The sequence below is a fragment of the Vibrio sp. D173a genome, assembly GCF_030248475.1.
Map to the genome: position 1 here is coordinate 1 of NZ_JAHGAH010000016.1, position 14,759 is coordinate 14,759.

The following is a 14,759-nucleotide window of genomic DNA, read 5'->3' on the forward strand; positions in this document are numbered from 1 at the left end:
GGGAGTCCATACCATTGAGGTGATTCAGAATCTACTGTCCGTTTGTGCTCTGGGTTGAAGTGAAAGACGAAGAGTTGGAGTGCGTTGTTACTAGATCCTTAGTCTCGCTGGAGCTCACTAGAATGAAGAATTCTTTTTGTTTAGAGCTTGCTAAAGTAATTGTCATTCTGAACAACGAGGGACGAGGTGATTCAGAATCTACTGTCCGTTTGTACTCTGGGTTGAAGTGAAAGACGAAGAGTTGGAGTGCGTTGTTACTAGATCCTTAGTCTCGCTGGAGCTCGCTAGGATGACGAACTCTTTTTGTTTAGAGCTTGCTAAAGTAATTGTCATTCTGAACAACGAGGGACGAGGTGATTCAGAATCTACTGTCCGTGTGTGCTGTGGGTTGAAGTGAAAGACGAAGAGTTGGAGTGCGTTGTTACTAGATCCTTAGTCTCGCTGGATCTCGCTAGGATGACGAACTCTTTTTGTTTAGAGCTTGCTAAAGTAATTGTCATTCTGAACAACGAGGAACGAGGTGATTCAGAATCTACTGTCCGTTTGTGCTCTGGATTGAAGTGAAAGACGAAGAGTTGGAGTGCGTTGTTACTAGATCCTTAGTCTCGCTGGAGCTCGCTAGAATGAAGAATTCTTTTTGTTTAGAGCTTGCTAAAGTAATTGTCATTCTGAACAACGAGGGACGAGGTGATTCAGAATCTACTGTCCGTGTGTGCTGTGGGTTGAAGTGAAGGATGAAGAGCTGGAGTGAGTTGTTATTAGATCCTTAGTCTCGCTTGGGCTCGCTAGGATGGCGAACTCTTTTGGTCTATAGCTCGTGAAAGTAACGGTCATGCGGAATGAAAAAGCCCAGAAGCATCGTTCTGGGCTTTGGACTCTATAGAGCGTTATTAAAGAATAAAGCGGCTTAGATCTTCATCTTCAATCGTATCGCCTAGGCGGTCTTTCACGTATGCCGCGTCGATGACGAACTTCTCACCGGCTTTTTCAGTCGCGTCGTAAGAAATCTCATCCATCAGACGCTCCATCACAGTGTGTAGACGACGCGCACCAATGTTCTCAGTGGTTTCGTTCACCGTCCATGCCGCTTCTGCGATTTGAGTGATACCGTCTTCAGTGAACTCTACATCTACGCTTTCTGTTTTCATCAGCGCAATGTATTGCTCAGTTAGAGACGCTTTAGGCTCTGTTAGGATACGTTTGAAATCGTTGCTGGTCAGCGCTTCAAGTTCTACGCGGATTGGTAGACGACCTTGTAGTTCTGGGATCAGGTCAGAAGGCTTTGCTACTTGGAATGCACCAGACGCCACAAACAAGATGTGATCTGTTTTTACCATGCCGTGCTTCGTTGATACCGTGCTACCTTCGATTAGTGGTAGTAGGTCACGCTGAACCCCTTCACGAGAAACGTCAGGGCCAGAGCTTTCACCGCGCTTACAAATCTTGTCGATTTCATCGATGAATACTATGCCGTTGTTCTCTACGTTGAAGATTGCAGATTCTTTCAGCTCTTCTTGGTTCACCAGTTTCGCTGCTTCTTCTTCCGCTAATGCTTTCATTGCGTCTTTGATTTTCAGCTTGCGTTTCTTTTTGGTATCACCCGCTAGGTTTTGGAACATGCCCTGTAGCTGGTTAGTCATTTCTTCCATACCAGGAGGCGCCATGATCTCCACACCCATTTGCGGTGCAGCTACATCGATCTCGATTTCTTTGTCGTCTAGCTGGCCTTCACGTAGTTTCTTACGGAAGATTTGACGCGTATTCGATGTGTCTTCTTTTTGCTCAGATTGACCCCAAGAATCACGAGCTGGTGGCAGCAGCGCGTCTAGCACACGTTCTTCTGCTTGCTCTTCTGCGCGGAATTTTACTTTTTCCATCGCTTGCTGGTGAGTCATCTTCACAGCAACGTCGGTGAGATCGCGGATAATGGTTTCCACTTCTTTACCGACATAACCCACTTCCGTGAATTTGGTTGCTTCTACTTTAATGAATGGTGCGTTTGCTAGTTTAGCAAGACGACGTGCGATCTCAGTTTTACCTACACCGGTAGGACCAATCATTAGAATATTCTTTGGCGTTACTTCAACACGCAAGCTTTCTTCAAGCTGCATGCGGCGCCAGCGGTTACGCAGTGCAATCGCAACCGAACGTTTTGCTTTGTCTTGACCAATAATGTGGCGGTTCAGTTCATGAACGATTTCGCGAGGAGTCATTTCAGACATATTCTTTCCTTACTTCGTTACGATTGCTCTTAAGCCGTTGGCTTAGGAAGCTCTACTGTAGATTCTAGTTCTTCTACAGTGTGGTGATGGTTGGTGAATACACAGATGTCGCCAGCAATGTTCAATGCTTTTTCCGCAATTTCGCGCGCGTCTAGGTCTGTGTTTTCTAATAGTGCAGTTGCGGCTGCTTGTGCGTATGCGCCGCCCGAGCCAATAGCGATCAGATCGTTTTCTGGCTGAACTACATCACCGTTACCAGTGATGATTAGGGAAGCAGTTTCATCCGCTACGGCCAGTAGGGCTTCTAGTTTGCGAAGTGCACGGTCGCTACGCCAGTCTTTTGCTAGCTCTACAGCCGCCTTAGTTAGGTGGCCTTGGTGCATTTGAAGTTTGCTTTCGAAGCGCTCGAATAGGGTGAAGGCATCCGCGGTACCGCCAGCAAAACCGGCAAGTACTTGGTTGTTGTATAGGCGGCGAACTTTACGTGCGTTACCTTTCATTACGGTATTACCTAGCGACACTTGGCCATCACCCGCGATGACGACTTTATTGTTTCGACGTACAGATACAATGGTAGTCACAGTCGACCTCTTAATTATTTCTCTTTGGATTTAATTAAGTATATGGGGTAAGTGAGTGGGGGATTCAAGGGGGCGAAAAGAAAGGCCCTAGGATCTTAGCTCCTAGGGCCTGTGTTTAAAGATTCTCTTTCCAAATTGCACATGGCTCAATCTTGGCGCGTTGCAATTTGTGGCGATCTTTCTCTGCCTCACGCTTGAACTTGTATGGACCAAGTACTACGCGATACCAAGAGCTGCCTTCTTTTTTAATCACACGGCTGCTCATACCTTGGAAGGCAATGGCAAGCTTACGCTCTTCTGCCTGACTTTGGTTTTTGTAAGCACCACACTGCATCACATAAGGTACTTTGGATACCTGAATTTCTTTAGCGACGACTTCTACTTCACGCTGTGGTAGAGATTCCACGTATTCCCACTTTTCTTCTGGTGGAGGTGGAATGTCTTTCTTCGGCTTTGGTTTGCTGGTGGTATTCGTTATAGGCTTTTCTGCCACAACGGTTTGCTCAGGTTCTGGATCTGAGCTCAATAAATACAGACCATAGCCGAAACCGCCCACGAGCAATATTGCTAGTAGACCACTACGCCAAGGTTTTTTTCTTGAAGGTTGTTTTTTTGTCGACTTCTTCGGAGCGCCGCGTCCGCGTCTTACATAATCTCTATTTGCCACGGTTACTTCTGGTCATCAAGGATTCTGGCAAATATGTTAATCCAGAATGCGACGAGAAAACACCCTAATTAGATAATCTTGTTAGCTACGTGCAGGAAAGTAGACATTAAAAAGCGACGCTAAATGCGTCGCTTAGAATGAAACGGTTGTTGCTGCGGAAGAGTTTTCTTATCGAAGTGGCGGTGGCGCTGCACTGCCACGCACAACAAGTTTGGTCTCGAGTAGGCGAGAACCAGAATGCACGTCGTGACCTTTAAGCAACTCAAGCATCATCAACATCGCTTGGCGACCGATCTCATAACGAGGTTGAGAGATGGTGGTTAGCGGTGGATCGCAATATTGAGCGAACTGAATGTCATCAAAGCCGACTACGGACAGGTCTTGAGGAATACGCAGACCTAGGCGCTTCGCTTCTTGAATAGCACCAATTGCCATGGTGTCACAGTGACAGAATAGAGCGGTCGGTGGCTCTGGAAGCTCAAGCAGTTTACGCACGGCTTGTACTCCGCCGTCAAAAGAGAAGTCGGCAATAACGGTGTATTGCTCCTCTTTATTAATACCCGCTCGACGCAGTGCTTGTTGGTAACCTTGGTGGCGGAACTGACACAGAGCAGCAGAGTCTGGGCCAGAGATCTGAGCAATACGCTTATGACCTAACTGAGTAAGGTAGTTCACTGCTTCAAAGGCTGAGGTTAGGTTATCGATATGAACGGTTGGCAGTTCCAACTCTGGAGCAAATTCACACGCCATCACCATAGGTGGCAGGTTTTTCTGTTCAGGCTTGCTGACATCAAACGGCAGATCTGTACCAAGTAAAAGCATACCATCTGCTTGTTTAGTAAAGACTAAGTTAACAAACGAGCTTTCACGCTTTTTCTGCTGACCGCTGTCGCCCAATAGAACAAGATAGCCGTGTTCCATTGCTGCATCTTCAATACCACGAATGATCTCTGAGAAGTACGGGTCGCAAATGTCCGGTACGATGGTGACAATGGTTTTTGATTCATTTCTGCGTAAGTTACGAGCTAATGAATTTGGTGAATAACCAGCTTCTAGTACGGCATCTTCCACTCTCTTTCTTGTTGAAGAAGAGACTTTTTCTGGATTCATTAATGCTCTTGATACCGTCGCAGTAGATACCCCTGCAAGCTGGGCAACATCCTTCATTGTCGCCATAGTTTTTACCCTCTTAAAATATTCGCCAAGGTGACGTTTGTCATTGTTCTAATTGAAGCCTATGTGACTGATCCACTTTAGACTTTACTAATTTGAATAGTCTATTCATTTCTAAAGGGAAAGTTACGGTCTGTTTAACAAAAATTGCAATCCTAATGTGAATCTCATCACATTAAAAGGCAATTCATTACATGGTTAAACGTTTGCTAGCTGAGATCCTGTGGTTCTATGTCTAAATTCCAGCGAACTTTCTTGGCATTTGGCAAGAACTCAATAGCAGGTTTCGCACTGGTTAATAACTTTTGCATCAATAAGCGATGCTGAGTCTGCAATAATAACTGCCATCGATACTTACCAGCGCGCTTAGCCAGTGGTGATGGTGTCGGCCCCAACACCATACAGCTATCATCGAACAATGGATGCGATTCAAGGGTAAAACGCACCTGACGTAAAAAGTCTTCGACCACTTCGCTTTGGTTGGCTTCTGCTTTAAATAAGGTCAAGAAGCTATACGGTGGCAGTTGCGCGAGTTTACGCTCCTCCAGTGCGGTCATAGCAAAGTGGCGATAGTCTTTCTGTAGTAGAGCCTGCAGTAAACTGTGTTCTGGGTGGTGAGTTTGCAATATCACTTCACCGGGTTTGCTTGCGCGGCCTGCGCGGCCTGCGACCTGAATAAACAGTTGAGCCAGTCTCTCGGAGGCGCGGAAGTCACTACTGTAGAGGGAGCCATCAACATCGAGTAGTGCAACAAGCGTAACATTTGGGAAGTGGTGGCCTTTTGCTAACATCTGCGTGCCAATCAGAATTTGGTATTCGCCTTTACGAATCGATTCGAGCGCATCTTCTAAACTGCCTTTACGGCGCGTGCTGTCTCTATCAATGCGAATGGCTTTGTATTCTGGGAAGAGCTCAGCCAGTTGCAACTCAAGCTGTTCGGTACCCACACCCACCGTGACCAACTGAGTCGAACCACAACCTTGGCACTGATTAATCACAGGCTGCTGTGAGCCACAGTGGTGACAGCGAATCTCATTGCTGTATTGGTGGAAGGTGTAGTAAGCATCACAGCGTTTACATTCTGCAATCCAGCCACATTCATGGCACATTAACGCCGGTGAGAAGCCGCGACGGTTTAAGAACAGCATCACTTGGTTGCCCGCTTTTAGATGTTTGCGCATTTCAGCAATCAATGGCGCGGATAAGCCACTGTCTAGATAGAGGCCTTTAACATCAAGTACCTTGTTGGTGGTCGGAACTGCAGAACCGGCGCGTTGCGTCAGCGTTAAATGGTGGTACTTGCCTGTCAATGCGTTGTGTAGTGTTTCTAAAGCTGGCGTGGCAGAGCCGAGGACAATAGGTACTTGCTCTTTATGTGCACGCATCACCGCAACATCACGAGCATGGTAGCGCAGGCTATCTTGTTGTTTATAAGACGAGTCGTGTTCTTCATCGACAATGATAATGCCAAGATCAGCAAAAGGCGTTAGTAGGGCAGAGCGCGTACCAATAATGATGCCAGCGGCTTTGTCTCGCGCAGAAAGCCAAGCGTTGAGTCGCTCGGTATCATTTAACCCAGAGTGAATGACATCCACAGGCACATTAAAGCGACGCTTGAAGCGGTTAATGGTTTGGGGCGTCAGGCCTATTTCAGGGACGAGCACCAAAGCTTGCTTACCTTGTTCAAGTACTGGCTTAATGAGGTTAAGGTAAACTTCGGTTTTGCCGGAACCTGTAACGCCCTCTAATAAATAGCAGGCAAAGCCGGTTTGGCTGTTTACGCTAGCAATCGCCAGAGCTTGTTCGTGGTTGAGCTTTGGTTTTTCAACATTGAATTCAACTTGTTGGCCCCACTTAGTGATCGTCGGCTTTTTCTCTATGCGTTCGACCCAGCCTTTCTCTTCCAAAGACTTAAGTACGGTAGAGCCAATTTCTTGGTCGATGAACTCTTGGTGTGGCACTGAACCATTGACCAGCATCTGCAAAGCACGCTGTTGCTTGACTGCACGCCCTAAGCCTTGCATCAGCTTATCTTTACCCGACGCAGTGATTTGCCACTCTTGTAATGTCGCGAAATCGGCAGGTTTTCCCTTACGCAGGGCAGCAGGCATTGCATTATGAAGTGTGTCACCAAGTGGATATTGGTAAAACTGGCTGCACCAAGTCAGTAAAGAATAGAGTTTTTCTGGCCAAACTGGTTGGGCATCTAATACCGCTTTAATCGCTTTCAGTTGCTCTTTAGGAAAGTCTGAATGATTTACCATGGCGGTCACGATGCCAACCAAAGTCTGCCGACCAAAAGGCACAGAAACGCGTCCGCCAATCACAGGGAAAAGGTGACTAGGTATGACATAGTCAAACTGTTTGTCGAGCGGGACTGGCAGTGCTACTCGGGCGATGGATGGACGCATAGAATCTTTACTATATAAAAGAGGGAAGAGGGCTATAGTCTATTAAAACGCGTTAAGAAATTCGAGCGATCTGCATTTTGGGTAACTTGATTCTCTTCAGTACGAAAGTACTGGTGAAAAAAGTGGCGAAAAAGTTGCCAAATGTGTTGATCCTAGTCTAGTGATTCATTACTATACTGCGCCTTAGATATGGCTTCGGCATTTGGTCGATGCGGTATCGCACTTTTTTTTATCATTACGTGTGGTGTGCGGCTTAGATTCGTATAGCGACACGGCCTACAATTGAGGTTATCCCATGAAAGCTGGTATCCACCCAGAATACAAAGCAGTATCTGCTACTTGTTCTTGCGGCAACTCTTTCGAGTTCAAGTCAACTCTAGACAAAGAGTCTATCCACCTAGACGTATGTGACAAATGTCACCCATTCTACACTGGTAAGCAACGTATCGTTGATACAGGCGGCCGTGTTGATCGCTTCAACAAGCGTTTCGGTGCTCTATCAAGCAAGAAGTAATAGCCAGCGCTATTATTCCTGTTTAAAAAAGGACGCTTCGGCGTCCTTTTTGTTTATTCGCCCATCGTAAAATAGGCGATTTGGCGTCAAAACCGGGATAAGCCGAGTGGTTGAATTTTGTTCGATTATTTTTCACTCAGCTCTTGCATCCTAAAGTGTGATCTGTATAATGCGTCGCACTGGTTAAGCCAGTTGTGAACCAATGAGCAATGAGGAGCGAGCAAGTCTTCGGATTTGCAAGGTAATGTAGACTCAGCTTATGTTCGCGGTTAATACAATTAGCTATCTTTTCTTCGGAAAAACTATCCCCAGACGTGACTCTGGCATATAGGGATAGTTAATCGAAAATTAACTGACAATGCGTCCTAATCTTGGATGCTACGGTTTCACATAAATCAATCGGCATTCTCTCGTCTTGACGAGTTTGAGTGGCGATATTGTTTGTGTAATTTTTAATATTGGAGCTCTGTCTCATGCAGAACCAACGTATCCGTATCCGCCTAAAAGCATTCGATTACAAACTAATCGACGCTTCTACAGCGGAAATCGTTGAAACAGCTAAGCGCACTGGCGCACAGGTTCGTGGTCCAATCCCACTGCCAACTCGTAAAGAGCGTTTCACAGTTCTTATCTCTCCACACGTTAACAAGAAAGCACGTGACCAGTACGAAATTCGTACTCACAAGCGTCTAATCGACATCGTTGAGCCAACAGACAAAACTGTTGATGCTCTAATGCGTCTAGACCTTGCTGCGGGCGTTGACGTTCAAATTAGCCTAGGTTAAGGGAGATTAGAAGAATGATTGGTCTAATCGGTCGTAAAGTGGGCATGACCCGCGTATTTACTGAAGACGGCGTTTCTATCCCAGTAACAGTTGTTGAAGTTGAAGCAAACCGTGTTTCTCAAGTTAAAACTCTTGAGACAGATGGCTACGCTGCAATCCAGGTAACTGCTGGTTCAAAGAAAGCTAACCGTGTAAACAAAGCTGAAGCAGGTCACTTTGCTAAAGCTGGCGTTGAAGCTGGTCGTGGTCTTTGGGAATTCCGTTTGGAAAACGGTGAAGAGTTCGCAGTTGGCGCTGAGCTAACAGTTGAACTATTCAACGAAACTAAGAAAGTAGACGTTACTGGTACATCTAAGGGTAAAGGTTTCCAAGGCGCTGTTAAGCGTTGGAACTTCCGTACTCAAGATATGACTCACGGTAACTCATTGTCTCACCGTGCACCGGGTTCAATTGGCCAATGTCAAACTCCAGGTCGCGTATTTAAAGGCAAGAAAATGGCAGGTCACATGGGTGCTGAGCGTGTAACGACTCAAAACCTAGAGATCGTACGTGTTGACGCTGAGCGCAATCTGCTTCTTATTAAAGGTGCAGTACCAGGCTCAACAGGTGGCAACGTGATCGTTAAACCAGCTGTTAAAGCATAACGTCTCAGGAGTAAGTAATGGAACTAATGGTTAAAGGTGCTGATGCACTAACTGTTTCCGAAACTACTTTCGGACGTGAGTTTAACGAAGCTCTTGTACACCAAGTAGTTGTTGCATTTGCAGCAGGTGCTCGTCAAGGTACTCGTGCTCAAAAAACACGTTCAGAAGTTTCTGGCGGTGGCGCTAAGCCATGGCGTCAAAAAGGTACTGGCCGTGCGCGTGCTGGTACAATCCGTAGCCCAATCTGGCGTACAGGTGGTGTTACTTTTGCTGCGAAACCACAAGATCACAGCCAAAAAGTTAACAAGAAAATGTACCGCGGTGCTATGAAGAGCATTCTTTCTGAGCTAGTTCGTCAAGAGCGTCTAATCGTTGTTGATAACTTCTCAGTTGAAGCGCCAAAGACTAAAGAGCTAGTTGCTAAGCTTAAAGAGCTTGAGCTAACTGACGCTCTAATCGTGACTAGCGAAGTAGATGAGAATCTATTCCTAGCTGCTCGTAACCTATACAAAGTTGACGCACGTGACGTTGCTGGTATCGACCCAGTTTCACTAATCGCGTTCGACAAAGTTGTAATGACTGCTGAAGCAGTTAAGCAAGTTGAGGAGATGCTAGCATGATCACTGAAGAGCGTATCCTAAAAGTTCTACGTGCACCGCACATCTCTGAAAAAGCAACTATGGCAGCTGAGAAAGCGAACACTATCGTTTTCAAAGTAGCTAAAGATGCAACTAAGAAAGAGATCAAAGCAGCTGTAGAAAAGCTTTTTGAAGTTGAAGTTAAGTCTGTAAATACTCTTATCACTAAGGGTAAGACCAAACGTCAAGGTCTACGCCAAGGTCGCCGCAGCGACGTTAAGAAAGCGTACGTTACTTTGAAAGAAGGTCAAGATCTTGACTTTGTTGGCGGCGCGGAATAACAGGAGTAGTTAAAAATGGCTATTGTTAAATGTAAGCCGACTTCCCCTGGTCGTCGTCACGTTGTTAAAGTTGTTAACGCTGACCTACACAAGGGCAAGCCATACGCACCTCTTCTAGAGAAAAACTCTAAGAACGGTGGTCGTAACAACAACGGTCGTATCACAGTACGTCACATCGGCGGTGGTCACAAGCACCACTACCGTGTAGTTGACTTCAAACGTACTAAAGACGGTATCCCAGCGACAGTTGAGCGTCTAGAATACGATCCAAACCGTAGCGCAAACATTGCTCTAGTTCTTTACAAAGACGGTGAGCGTCGCTACATCCTAGCACCTAAAGGTGTTAACGCGGGTGATGTTATCCAATCTGGTGTTGATGCACCGATTAAAGCTGGTAACACTCTTCCAATGCGTAACATCCCAGTAGGTTCAACTGTACACAACGTTGAATTAAAACCTGGTAAAGGTGGTCAGCTAGCTCGTTCGGCTGGTGCTTACGCTCAAATCGTTGCTCGCGACGGTGCGTACGTAACTATCCGTCTACGCTCTGGCGAAATGCGCAAAGTTCTTTCTGAAGGCCGTGCAACAATCGGTGAAGTTGGTAACTCTGAGCACATGCTACGTGAACTTGGTAAAGCTGGTGCTTCACGCTGGCGCGGCGTACGTCCAACCGTACGTGGTGTAGTAATGAACCCGGTTGATCACCCACACGGTGGTGGTGAAGGTCGTACATCTGGCGGTCGTCACCCAGTATCTCCTTGGGGTATGCCAACTAAAGGCTTCAAGACTCGTAAGAACAAACGCACTGACAAGTACATCGTACGTCGTCGTAACAAGTAATCTATATAAAGAGGAATCGCCATGCCACGTTCTCTCAAGAAAGGTCCATTTATTGACCTACACTTGCTGAAGAAGGTAGAGAAAGCGGTGGAAAGCGGAGACAAAAAGCCACTTAAGACTTGGTCCCGTCGTTCAATGATCATCCCATCGATGATCGGTTTGACCATCGCTGTCCATAATGGTCGTCAGCACGTACCTGTTTTCGTAACCGAAGAAATGATCGGTCACAAACTAGGTGAATTCGCACCAACACGTACTTACCGCGGTCACGCTGCGGATAAGAAAGCTAAGAAGCGTTAAGGAGTAAATAATGGAAGCTATTGCTAAACATAACTTTGCTCGCATTTCGCCTCAGAAAGCTCGCTTAGTTGCGGATCTAATTCGTGGTAAATCTGTTGACCAAGCTCTAGAAATCCTAACTTTCAGCAACAAAAAAGCTGCTGTTTTAGTTAAGAAAGTTCTAGAGTCTGCTATCGCTAACGCGGAGCACAACGAAGGTGCAGATATTGACGATCTGAATGTCGCAAAAATCTTTGTAGATGAAGGCCCAACCATGAAGCGTATTATGCCTCGTGCTAAAGGTCGTGCGGATCGTATCTTGAAGCGTTCAAGCCACATCACTGTTGTTGTAGCAGATCGCTAGAGACTAGGAGAGTAAGCAATGGGTCAAAAAGTACATCCTAATGGTATTCGTCTTGGCATCGTTAAGCCTTGGAATGCTACATGGTTTGCTAACACCAAAGATTTCGCTGACAACCTAGACGGCGACTTCAAGGTACGTCAGTTCCTAACTAAGGAACTACAAAAAGCGTCTCTTTCACGCATCGTTATCGAGCGTCCTGCTAAGAGCATCCGTGTGACTATTCACACTGCTCGTCCAGGCGTTGTAATCGGTAAGAAAGGTGAAGACGTTGAGAAACTACGCGCAGCTGTAGCAAAAATTGCAGGTGTACCAGCGCAAATTAACATCGCTGAAGTACGTAAGCCTGAACTTGATGCACAACTTGTTGGTGACAGCATCGCGTCTCAACTAGAGCGTCGTGTTATGTTCCGTCGTGCTATGAAGCGCGCGGTACAAAACGCAATGCGTCTAGGTGCTAAAGGCATCAAAGTAGAAGTAAGTGGTCGTCTAGGCGGCGCTGAAATTGCACGTTCTGAGTGGTACCGTGAAGGTCGTGTACCTCTACACACTCTACGTGCTGACATTGATTACGCAACTTCTTCGGCTCACACTCAATACGGTGTGATCGGCATTAAAACTTGGATCTTCAAAGGTGAGATCCTAGGTGGTATGCCAGCAGCTAACGCTGTAGAGCCTAAAGGCGACAAGCCTAAGAAGCAGCGTAAAGGCCGTAAGTAAGGAGTCGACAGATGCTACAACCTAAACGTACTAAGTTCCGTAAGGTTCAGACAGGTCGTAACCGTGGTCTAGCTAAAGGTACTGATGTAAGCTTCGGCGAATTCGGTCTTAAAGCTGTTGGCCGTGGTCGTCTAACTGCTCGTCAAATCGAAGCGGCACGTCGTGCAATGACACGTCACGTTAAGCGTCAAGGTAAAATCTGGATCCGTGTGTTCCCAGACAAACCAATCACAGAAAAACCACTTGAAGTTCGTCAAGGTAAGGGTAAAGGTAACGTTGAGTACTGGGTAGCCCAAATCCAACCTGGTAAGGTTATGTACGAAATGGGTGGTGTACCTGAAGAATTGGCTCGTGAAGCGTTCCGCCTAGCGGCTCGTAAACTGCCATTCAAAACTACATTTGTAACTAAGCAGGTGATGTGATGAAAGCACAAGATCTACGCGAGAAAAGCGTTGAAGAGCTTAACGCTGAGCTATTGAATTTGCTACGTGAACAGTTCAACTTGCGCATGCAAGCTGCAACTGGTCAGCTACAGCAAACTCATACTCTGAAAGCTGTACGCCGTGATATCGCACGTGTGAAAACTGTTTTGACTGAGAAGGCAGGCGCATAATGAGCGAAGTAAAACGTACTCAACAAGGTCGTGTTGTTAGCGACAAGATGGACAAGTCTATCGTAGTTGCTATCGAGCGCATGGTTAAACACCCAATTTACGGTAAATTCGTAAAGCGCACGACTAAAGTACACGCACATGACGAGAACAACGAGTGTGGCCTAGGCGACACAGTTGAAATCGCAGAGTGTCGTCCTCTGTCTAAGACTAAGTCTTGGACATTGGTTAAAGTCCTAGAAAAAGCGAAGATCTAATCTTCTTTATTCTATGATTAAAAACGGCTCCAAAAATAATTTTTGGAGCCGTTTATTTTTTGACTACCCAATTGAAAAAAAGGGTGGTACAATTCGCGTCCCTTTTAAAGAGGCAGCCCGACCCGAGAGGGTCTAGTTTTTTTATTATTTAGCGGAGCACTAACATGATCCAAATGCAAAGTATGCTGGACGCAGCTGATAACTCAGGCGCACGCAGCGTAATGTGTATTAAGGTTCTGGGTGGCTCTCACCGCCGTTATGCACATATCGGTGACGTTATCAAAGTTACTGTTAAGGAAGCAATTCCTCGCGGTAAAGTTAAGAAAGGTGACGTTCTGAAGGCGGTGGTAGTGCGCACCCGTAAAGGCGTACGTCGTCCTGACGGTTCTGTCATTCGCTTCGACCGAAATGCTTGTGTATTGTTGAACGACAACACTGAGCAACCAATCGGTACACGTATCTTTGGTCCTGTGACACGCGAACTTCGTGGCGATAAGTTCATGAAGATCGTTTCACTGGCTCCAGAAGTTCTGTAAGGAGCACGTAGAAATGGCAGCTAAAATCCGTCGTAACGACGAAGTAATCGTTCTTGCTGGTAAAGACAAAGGCAAGAAAGGTAAAGTAACTAAGGTCCTAGCAACTGGTAAAGTTATCGTTGAAGGTATCAACCTTGTTAAGAAACACCAGAAACCTGTTCCTGCACTAGGTATCCAAGGCGGTATTGTAGAGCAAGAAGCAGCTATCGATGTTTCTAACGTGGCGATCTTTAACGCAGCTACTGGTAAAGCTGACCGTATCGGTTTCCGTTTTGAAGATGGTAAGAAAGTTCGTTTCTTTAAGTCTAACAACGAAATCGTTTCTAACTAATAGAAGTAATTTGGAGTTCTACTATGGCGAAACTGCATGATTACTACAAGTCGTCTGTAGTCGCTGAACTGACCAAACAGTTTAGCTACACAAGCGTCATGCAAGTCCCTAGAATCGAGAAAATCACCCTAAACATGGGTGTTGGTGAAGCAATCAACGATAAGAAACTGCTAGAAAACGCAGCTGCTGATATGGCAACGATCTCTGGTCAAAAGCCACTTATCACTAAAGCTCGTAAATCTGTTGCAGGTTTCAAAATCCGTGAAGGCTACCCTATCGGTTGTAAAGTAACCTTGCGTGGCGAACGTATGTGGGAATTTTTAGAGCGTTTAATCTCTATCGCACTTCCACGTGTACGTGACTTCCGTGGTGTTAGCGCTAAGTCTTTTGACGGTCGCGGTAACTACAGCATGGGCGTTCGCGAGCAAATCATCTTCCCGGAAATCGACTTTGATAAAGTTGATCGAGTACGCGGTCTAGACATCACTATTACGACGTCTGCTTGTACTGATGAGGAAGGCCGTGCTCTGCTGGCTGCCTTTAACTTCCCATTCCGTAAGTAAGGTGAAGGGTTACTGTTATGGCTAAAAATTCAATGAAAGCACGTGAAGCAAAACGTGCGAAGCTAGTAGCTAAGTTCGCTGAAAAGCGTGCTGCGCTAAAAGCTATCATCAGCGATGTAAACGCATCTGAAGAAGATCGTTGGAATGCGGTTCTTACACTGCAATCTCTTCCACGTGATTCAAGTGCATCACGTCAGCGCAACCGTTGTAACCAAACTGGTCGTCCACACGGTTACCTACGTAAGTTCGGTCTAAGCCGTATTAAGGTTCGTGAAGCTTGCATGAAAGGCGAGATTCCGGGTCTTCGTAAGGCTAGCTGGTAATTGCCACTTAATCATTTGGAGTA

At 46.1% G+C, this 14,759-nt stretch carries 20 protein-coding genes and 1 pseudogene; 16 read left to right on the forward strand and 5 right to left on the reverse strand.

Features of this window, described 5'->3' with window-relative positions:
* Window positions 1-890 precede the first annotated feature (890 nt).
* The 5 genes and pseudogenes from hslU to priA all read right to left on the reverse strand — a co-directional run bounded on the left by hslU (window position 891) and on the right by priA (window position 7,054).
* A complete protein-coding gene (gene hslU / locus KIV40_RS02430; RefSeq protein WP_255985614.1) occupies window positions 891-2,222 on the reverse strand; it encodes an HslU--HslV peptidase ATPase subunit in 1,332 nt (443 codons plus the stop codon).
* Between the two features lie 29 nt (window positions 2,223-2,251).
* Entirely contained in the window at window positions 2,252-2,803 is a 552-nt protein-coding gene (hslV, locus tag KIV40_RS02435) for an ATP-dependent protease subunit HslV (protein ID WP_005435051.1), read from the reverse strand.
* 115 nt (window positions 2,804-2,918) lie between these two features.
* Complete coding sequence (locus KIV40_RS02440) at window positions 2,919-3,470, reverse strand: SPOR domain-containing protein (protein WP_051117615.1); 552 nt, start codon at window positions 3,468-3,470, stop codon at window positions 2,919-2,921.
* Between the two features lie 168 nt (window positions 3,471-3,638).
* Window positions 3,639-4,649: pseudogene (cytR, locus tag KIV40_RS02445) on the reverse strand (DNA-binding transcriptional regulator CytR); the annotation flags it as partial.
* Between the two features lie 203 nt (window positions 4,650-4,852).
* On the reverse strand, window positions 4,853-7,054 hold the full coding sequence (priA, locus tag KIV40_RS02450; RefSeq protein ID WP_285347893.1) for a primosomal protein N': 2,202 nt from the start codon (window positions 7,052-7,054) through the stop codon (window positions 4,853-4,855).
* A 295-nt stretch (window positions 7,055-7,349) separates the two neighbouring features.
* Here priA and rpmE point away from each other — a divergent pair, with 295 nt between their 5' ends.
* From rpmE to rpsN, 16 genes are all read left to right on the forward strand, one after another.
* Window positions 7,350-7,568, forward strand: a complete 219-nt coding sequence (gene rpmE, locus KIV40_RS02455) for a 50S ribosomal protein L31 (RefSeq protein ID WP_005429947.1) — start codon at window positions 7,350-7,352, stop codon at window positions 7,566-7,568.
* A gap of 473 nt (window positions 7,569-8,041) precedes the next feature.
* Complete coding sequence (gene rpsJ / locus KIV40_RS02460) at window positions 8,042-8,353, forward strand: 30S ribosomal protein S10 (protein ID WP_004410492.1); 312 nt, start codon at window positions 8,042-8,044, stop codon at window positions 8,351-8,353.
* Window positions 8,354-8,367: 14 nt separating this feature from the next.
* The gene (rplC, locus tag KIV40_RS02465) at window positions 8,368-8,997 is read left to right on the forward strand and encodes a 50S ribosomal protein L3 (RefSeq protein WP_005435072.1); all 630 of its coding nucleotides are present in this window, start codon (window positions 8,368-8,370) and stop codon (window positions 8,995-8,997) included.
* Window positions 8,998-9,014: 17 nt separating this feature from the next.
* Entirely contained in the window at window positions 9,015-9,617 is a 603-nt protein-coding gene (gene rplD / locus KIV40_RS02470) for a 50S ribosomal protein L4 (protein ID WP_005435074.1), read from the forward strand.
* Window positions 9,614-9,916 (forward strand): 50S ribosomal protein L23, encoded by a 303-nt coding sequence (gene rplW / locus KIV40_RS02475; protein ID WP_004398471.1) that lies wholly within the window; start codon window positions 9,614-9,616, stop codon window positions 9,914-9,916. The genes rplD and rplW overlap by 4 nt, the downstream gene beginning before the upstream one ends.
* A gap of 15 nt (window positions 9,917-9,931) precedes the next feature.
* A complete protein-coding gene (gene rplB, locus KIV40_RS02480; RefSeq protein ID WP_005528534.1) occupies window positions 9,932-10,756 on the forward strand; it encodes a 50S ribosomal protein L2 in 825 nt (274 codons plus the stop codon).
* Between the two features lie 21 nt (window positions 10,757-10,777).
* The gene (gene rpsS, locus KIV40_RS02485; RefSeq protein WP_005431614.1) at window positions 10,778-11,056 is read left to right on the forward strand and encodes a 30S ribosomal protein S19; all 279 of its coding nucleotides are present in this window, start codon (window positions 10,778-10,780) and stop codon (window positions 11,054-11,056) included.
* Window positions 11,057-11,066: 10 nt separating this feature from the next.
* Window positions 11,067-11,399, forward strand: a complete 333-nt coding sequence (gene rplV, locus KIV40_RS02490) for a 50S ribosomal protein L22 (RefSeq protein ID WP_005528535.1) — start codon at window positions 11,067-11,069, stop codon at window positions 11,397-11,399.
* A gap of 18 nt (window positions 11,400-11,417) precedes the next feature.
* Window positions 11,418-12,116: a 30S ribosomal protein S3 gene (gene rpsC / locus KIV40_RS02495; protein ID WP_005435080.1), complete on the forward strand. Its 699-nt coding sequence runs from the start codon at window positions 11,418-11,420 to the stop codon at window positions 12,114-12,116.
* An 11-nt stretch (window positions 12,117-12,127) separates the two neighbouring features.
* Entirely contained in the window at window positions 12,128-12,538 is a 411-nt protein-coding gene (rplP, locus tag KIV40_RS02500; RefSeq protein WP_005379577.1) for a 50S ribosomal protein L16, read from the forward strand.
* Window positions 12,538-12,729, forward strand: coding sequence for a 50S ribosomal protein L29 (gene rpmC, locus KIV40_RS02505; RefSeq protein WP_004410456.1), 192 nt, complete (start codon window positions 12,538-12,540; stop codon window positions 12,727-12,729). Before rplP ends, rpmC begins: the two co-directional genes overlap by 1 nt.
* Window positions 12,729-12,983, forward strand: coding sequence for a 30S ribosomal protein S17 (gene rpsQ, locus KIV40_RS02510; RefSeq protein WP_005435082.1), 255 nt, complete (start codon window positions 12,729-12,731; stop codon window positions 12,981-12,983). The genes rpmC and rpsQ overlap by 1 nt, the downstream gene beginning before the upstream one ends.
* 164 nt (window positions 12,984-13,147) lie before the next feature.
* Window positions 13,148-13,519 (forward strand): 50S ribosomal protein L14, encoded by a 372-nt coding sequence (rplN, locus tag KIV40_RS02515; RefSeq protein ID WP_004410450.1) that lies wholly within the window; start codon window positions 13,148-13,150, stop codon window positions 13,517-13,519.
* 13 nt (window positions 13,520-13,532) lie between these two features.
* Window positions 13,533-13,850 carry a 50S ribosomal protein L24 gene (gene rplX, locus KIV40_RS02520; RefSeq protein ID WP_005435084.1) on the forward strand — a complete coding sequence of 106 codons (318 nt, stop codon included), beginning with the start codon at window positions 13,533-13,535 and terminating at the stop codon, window positions 13,848-13,850.
* A 23-nt stretch (window positions 13,851-13,873) separates the two neighbouring features.
* Window positions 13,874-14,413 carry a 50S ribosomal protein L5 gene (rplE, locus tag KIV40_RS02525; protein ID WP_285347896.1) on the forward strand — a complete coding sequence of 180 codons (540 nt, stop codon included), beginning with the start codon at window positions 13,874-13,876 and terminating at the stop codon, window positions 14,411-14,413.
* A 17-nt stretch (window positions 14,414-14,430) separates the two neighbouring features.
* The gene (rpsN, locus tag KIV40_RS02530; protein WP_004410442.1) at window positions 14,431-14,736 is read left to right on the forward strand and encodes a 30S ribosomal protein S14; all 306 of its coding nucleotides are present in this window, start codon (window positions 14,431-14,433) and stop codon (window positions 14,734-14,736) included.
* Window positions 14,737-14,759 lie beyond the last annotated feature (23 nt).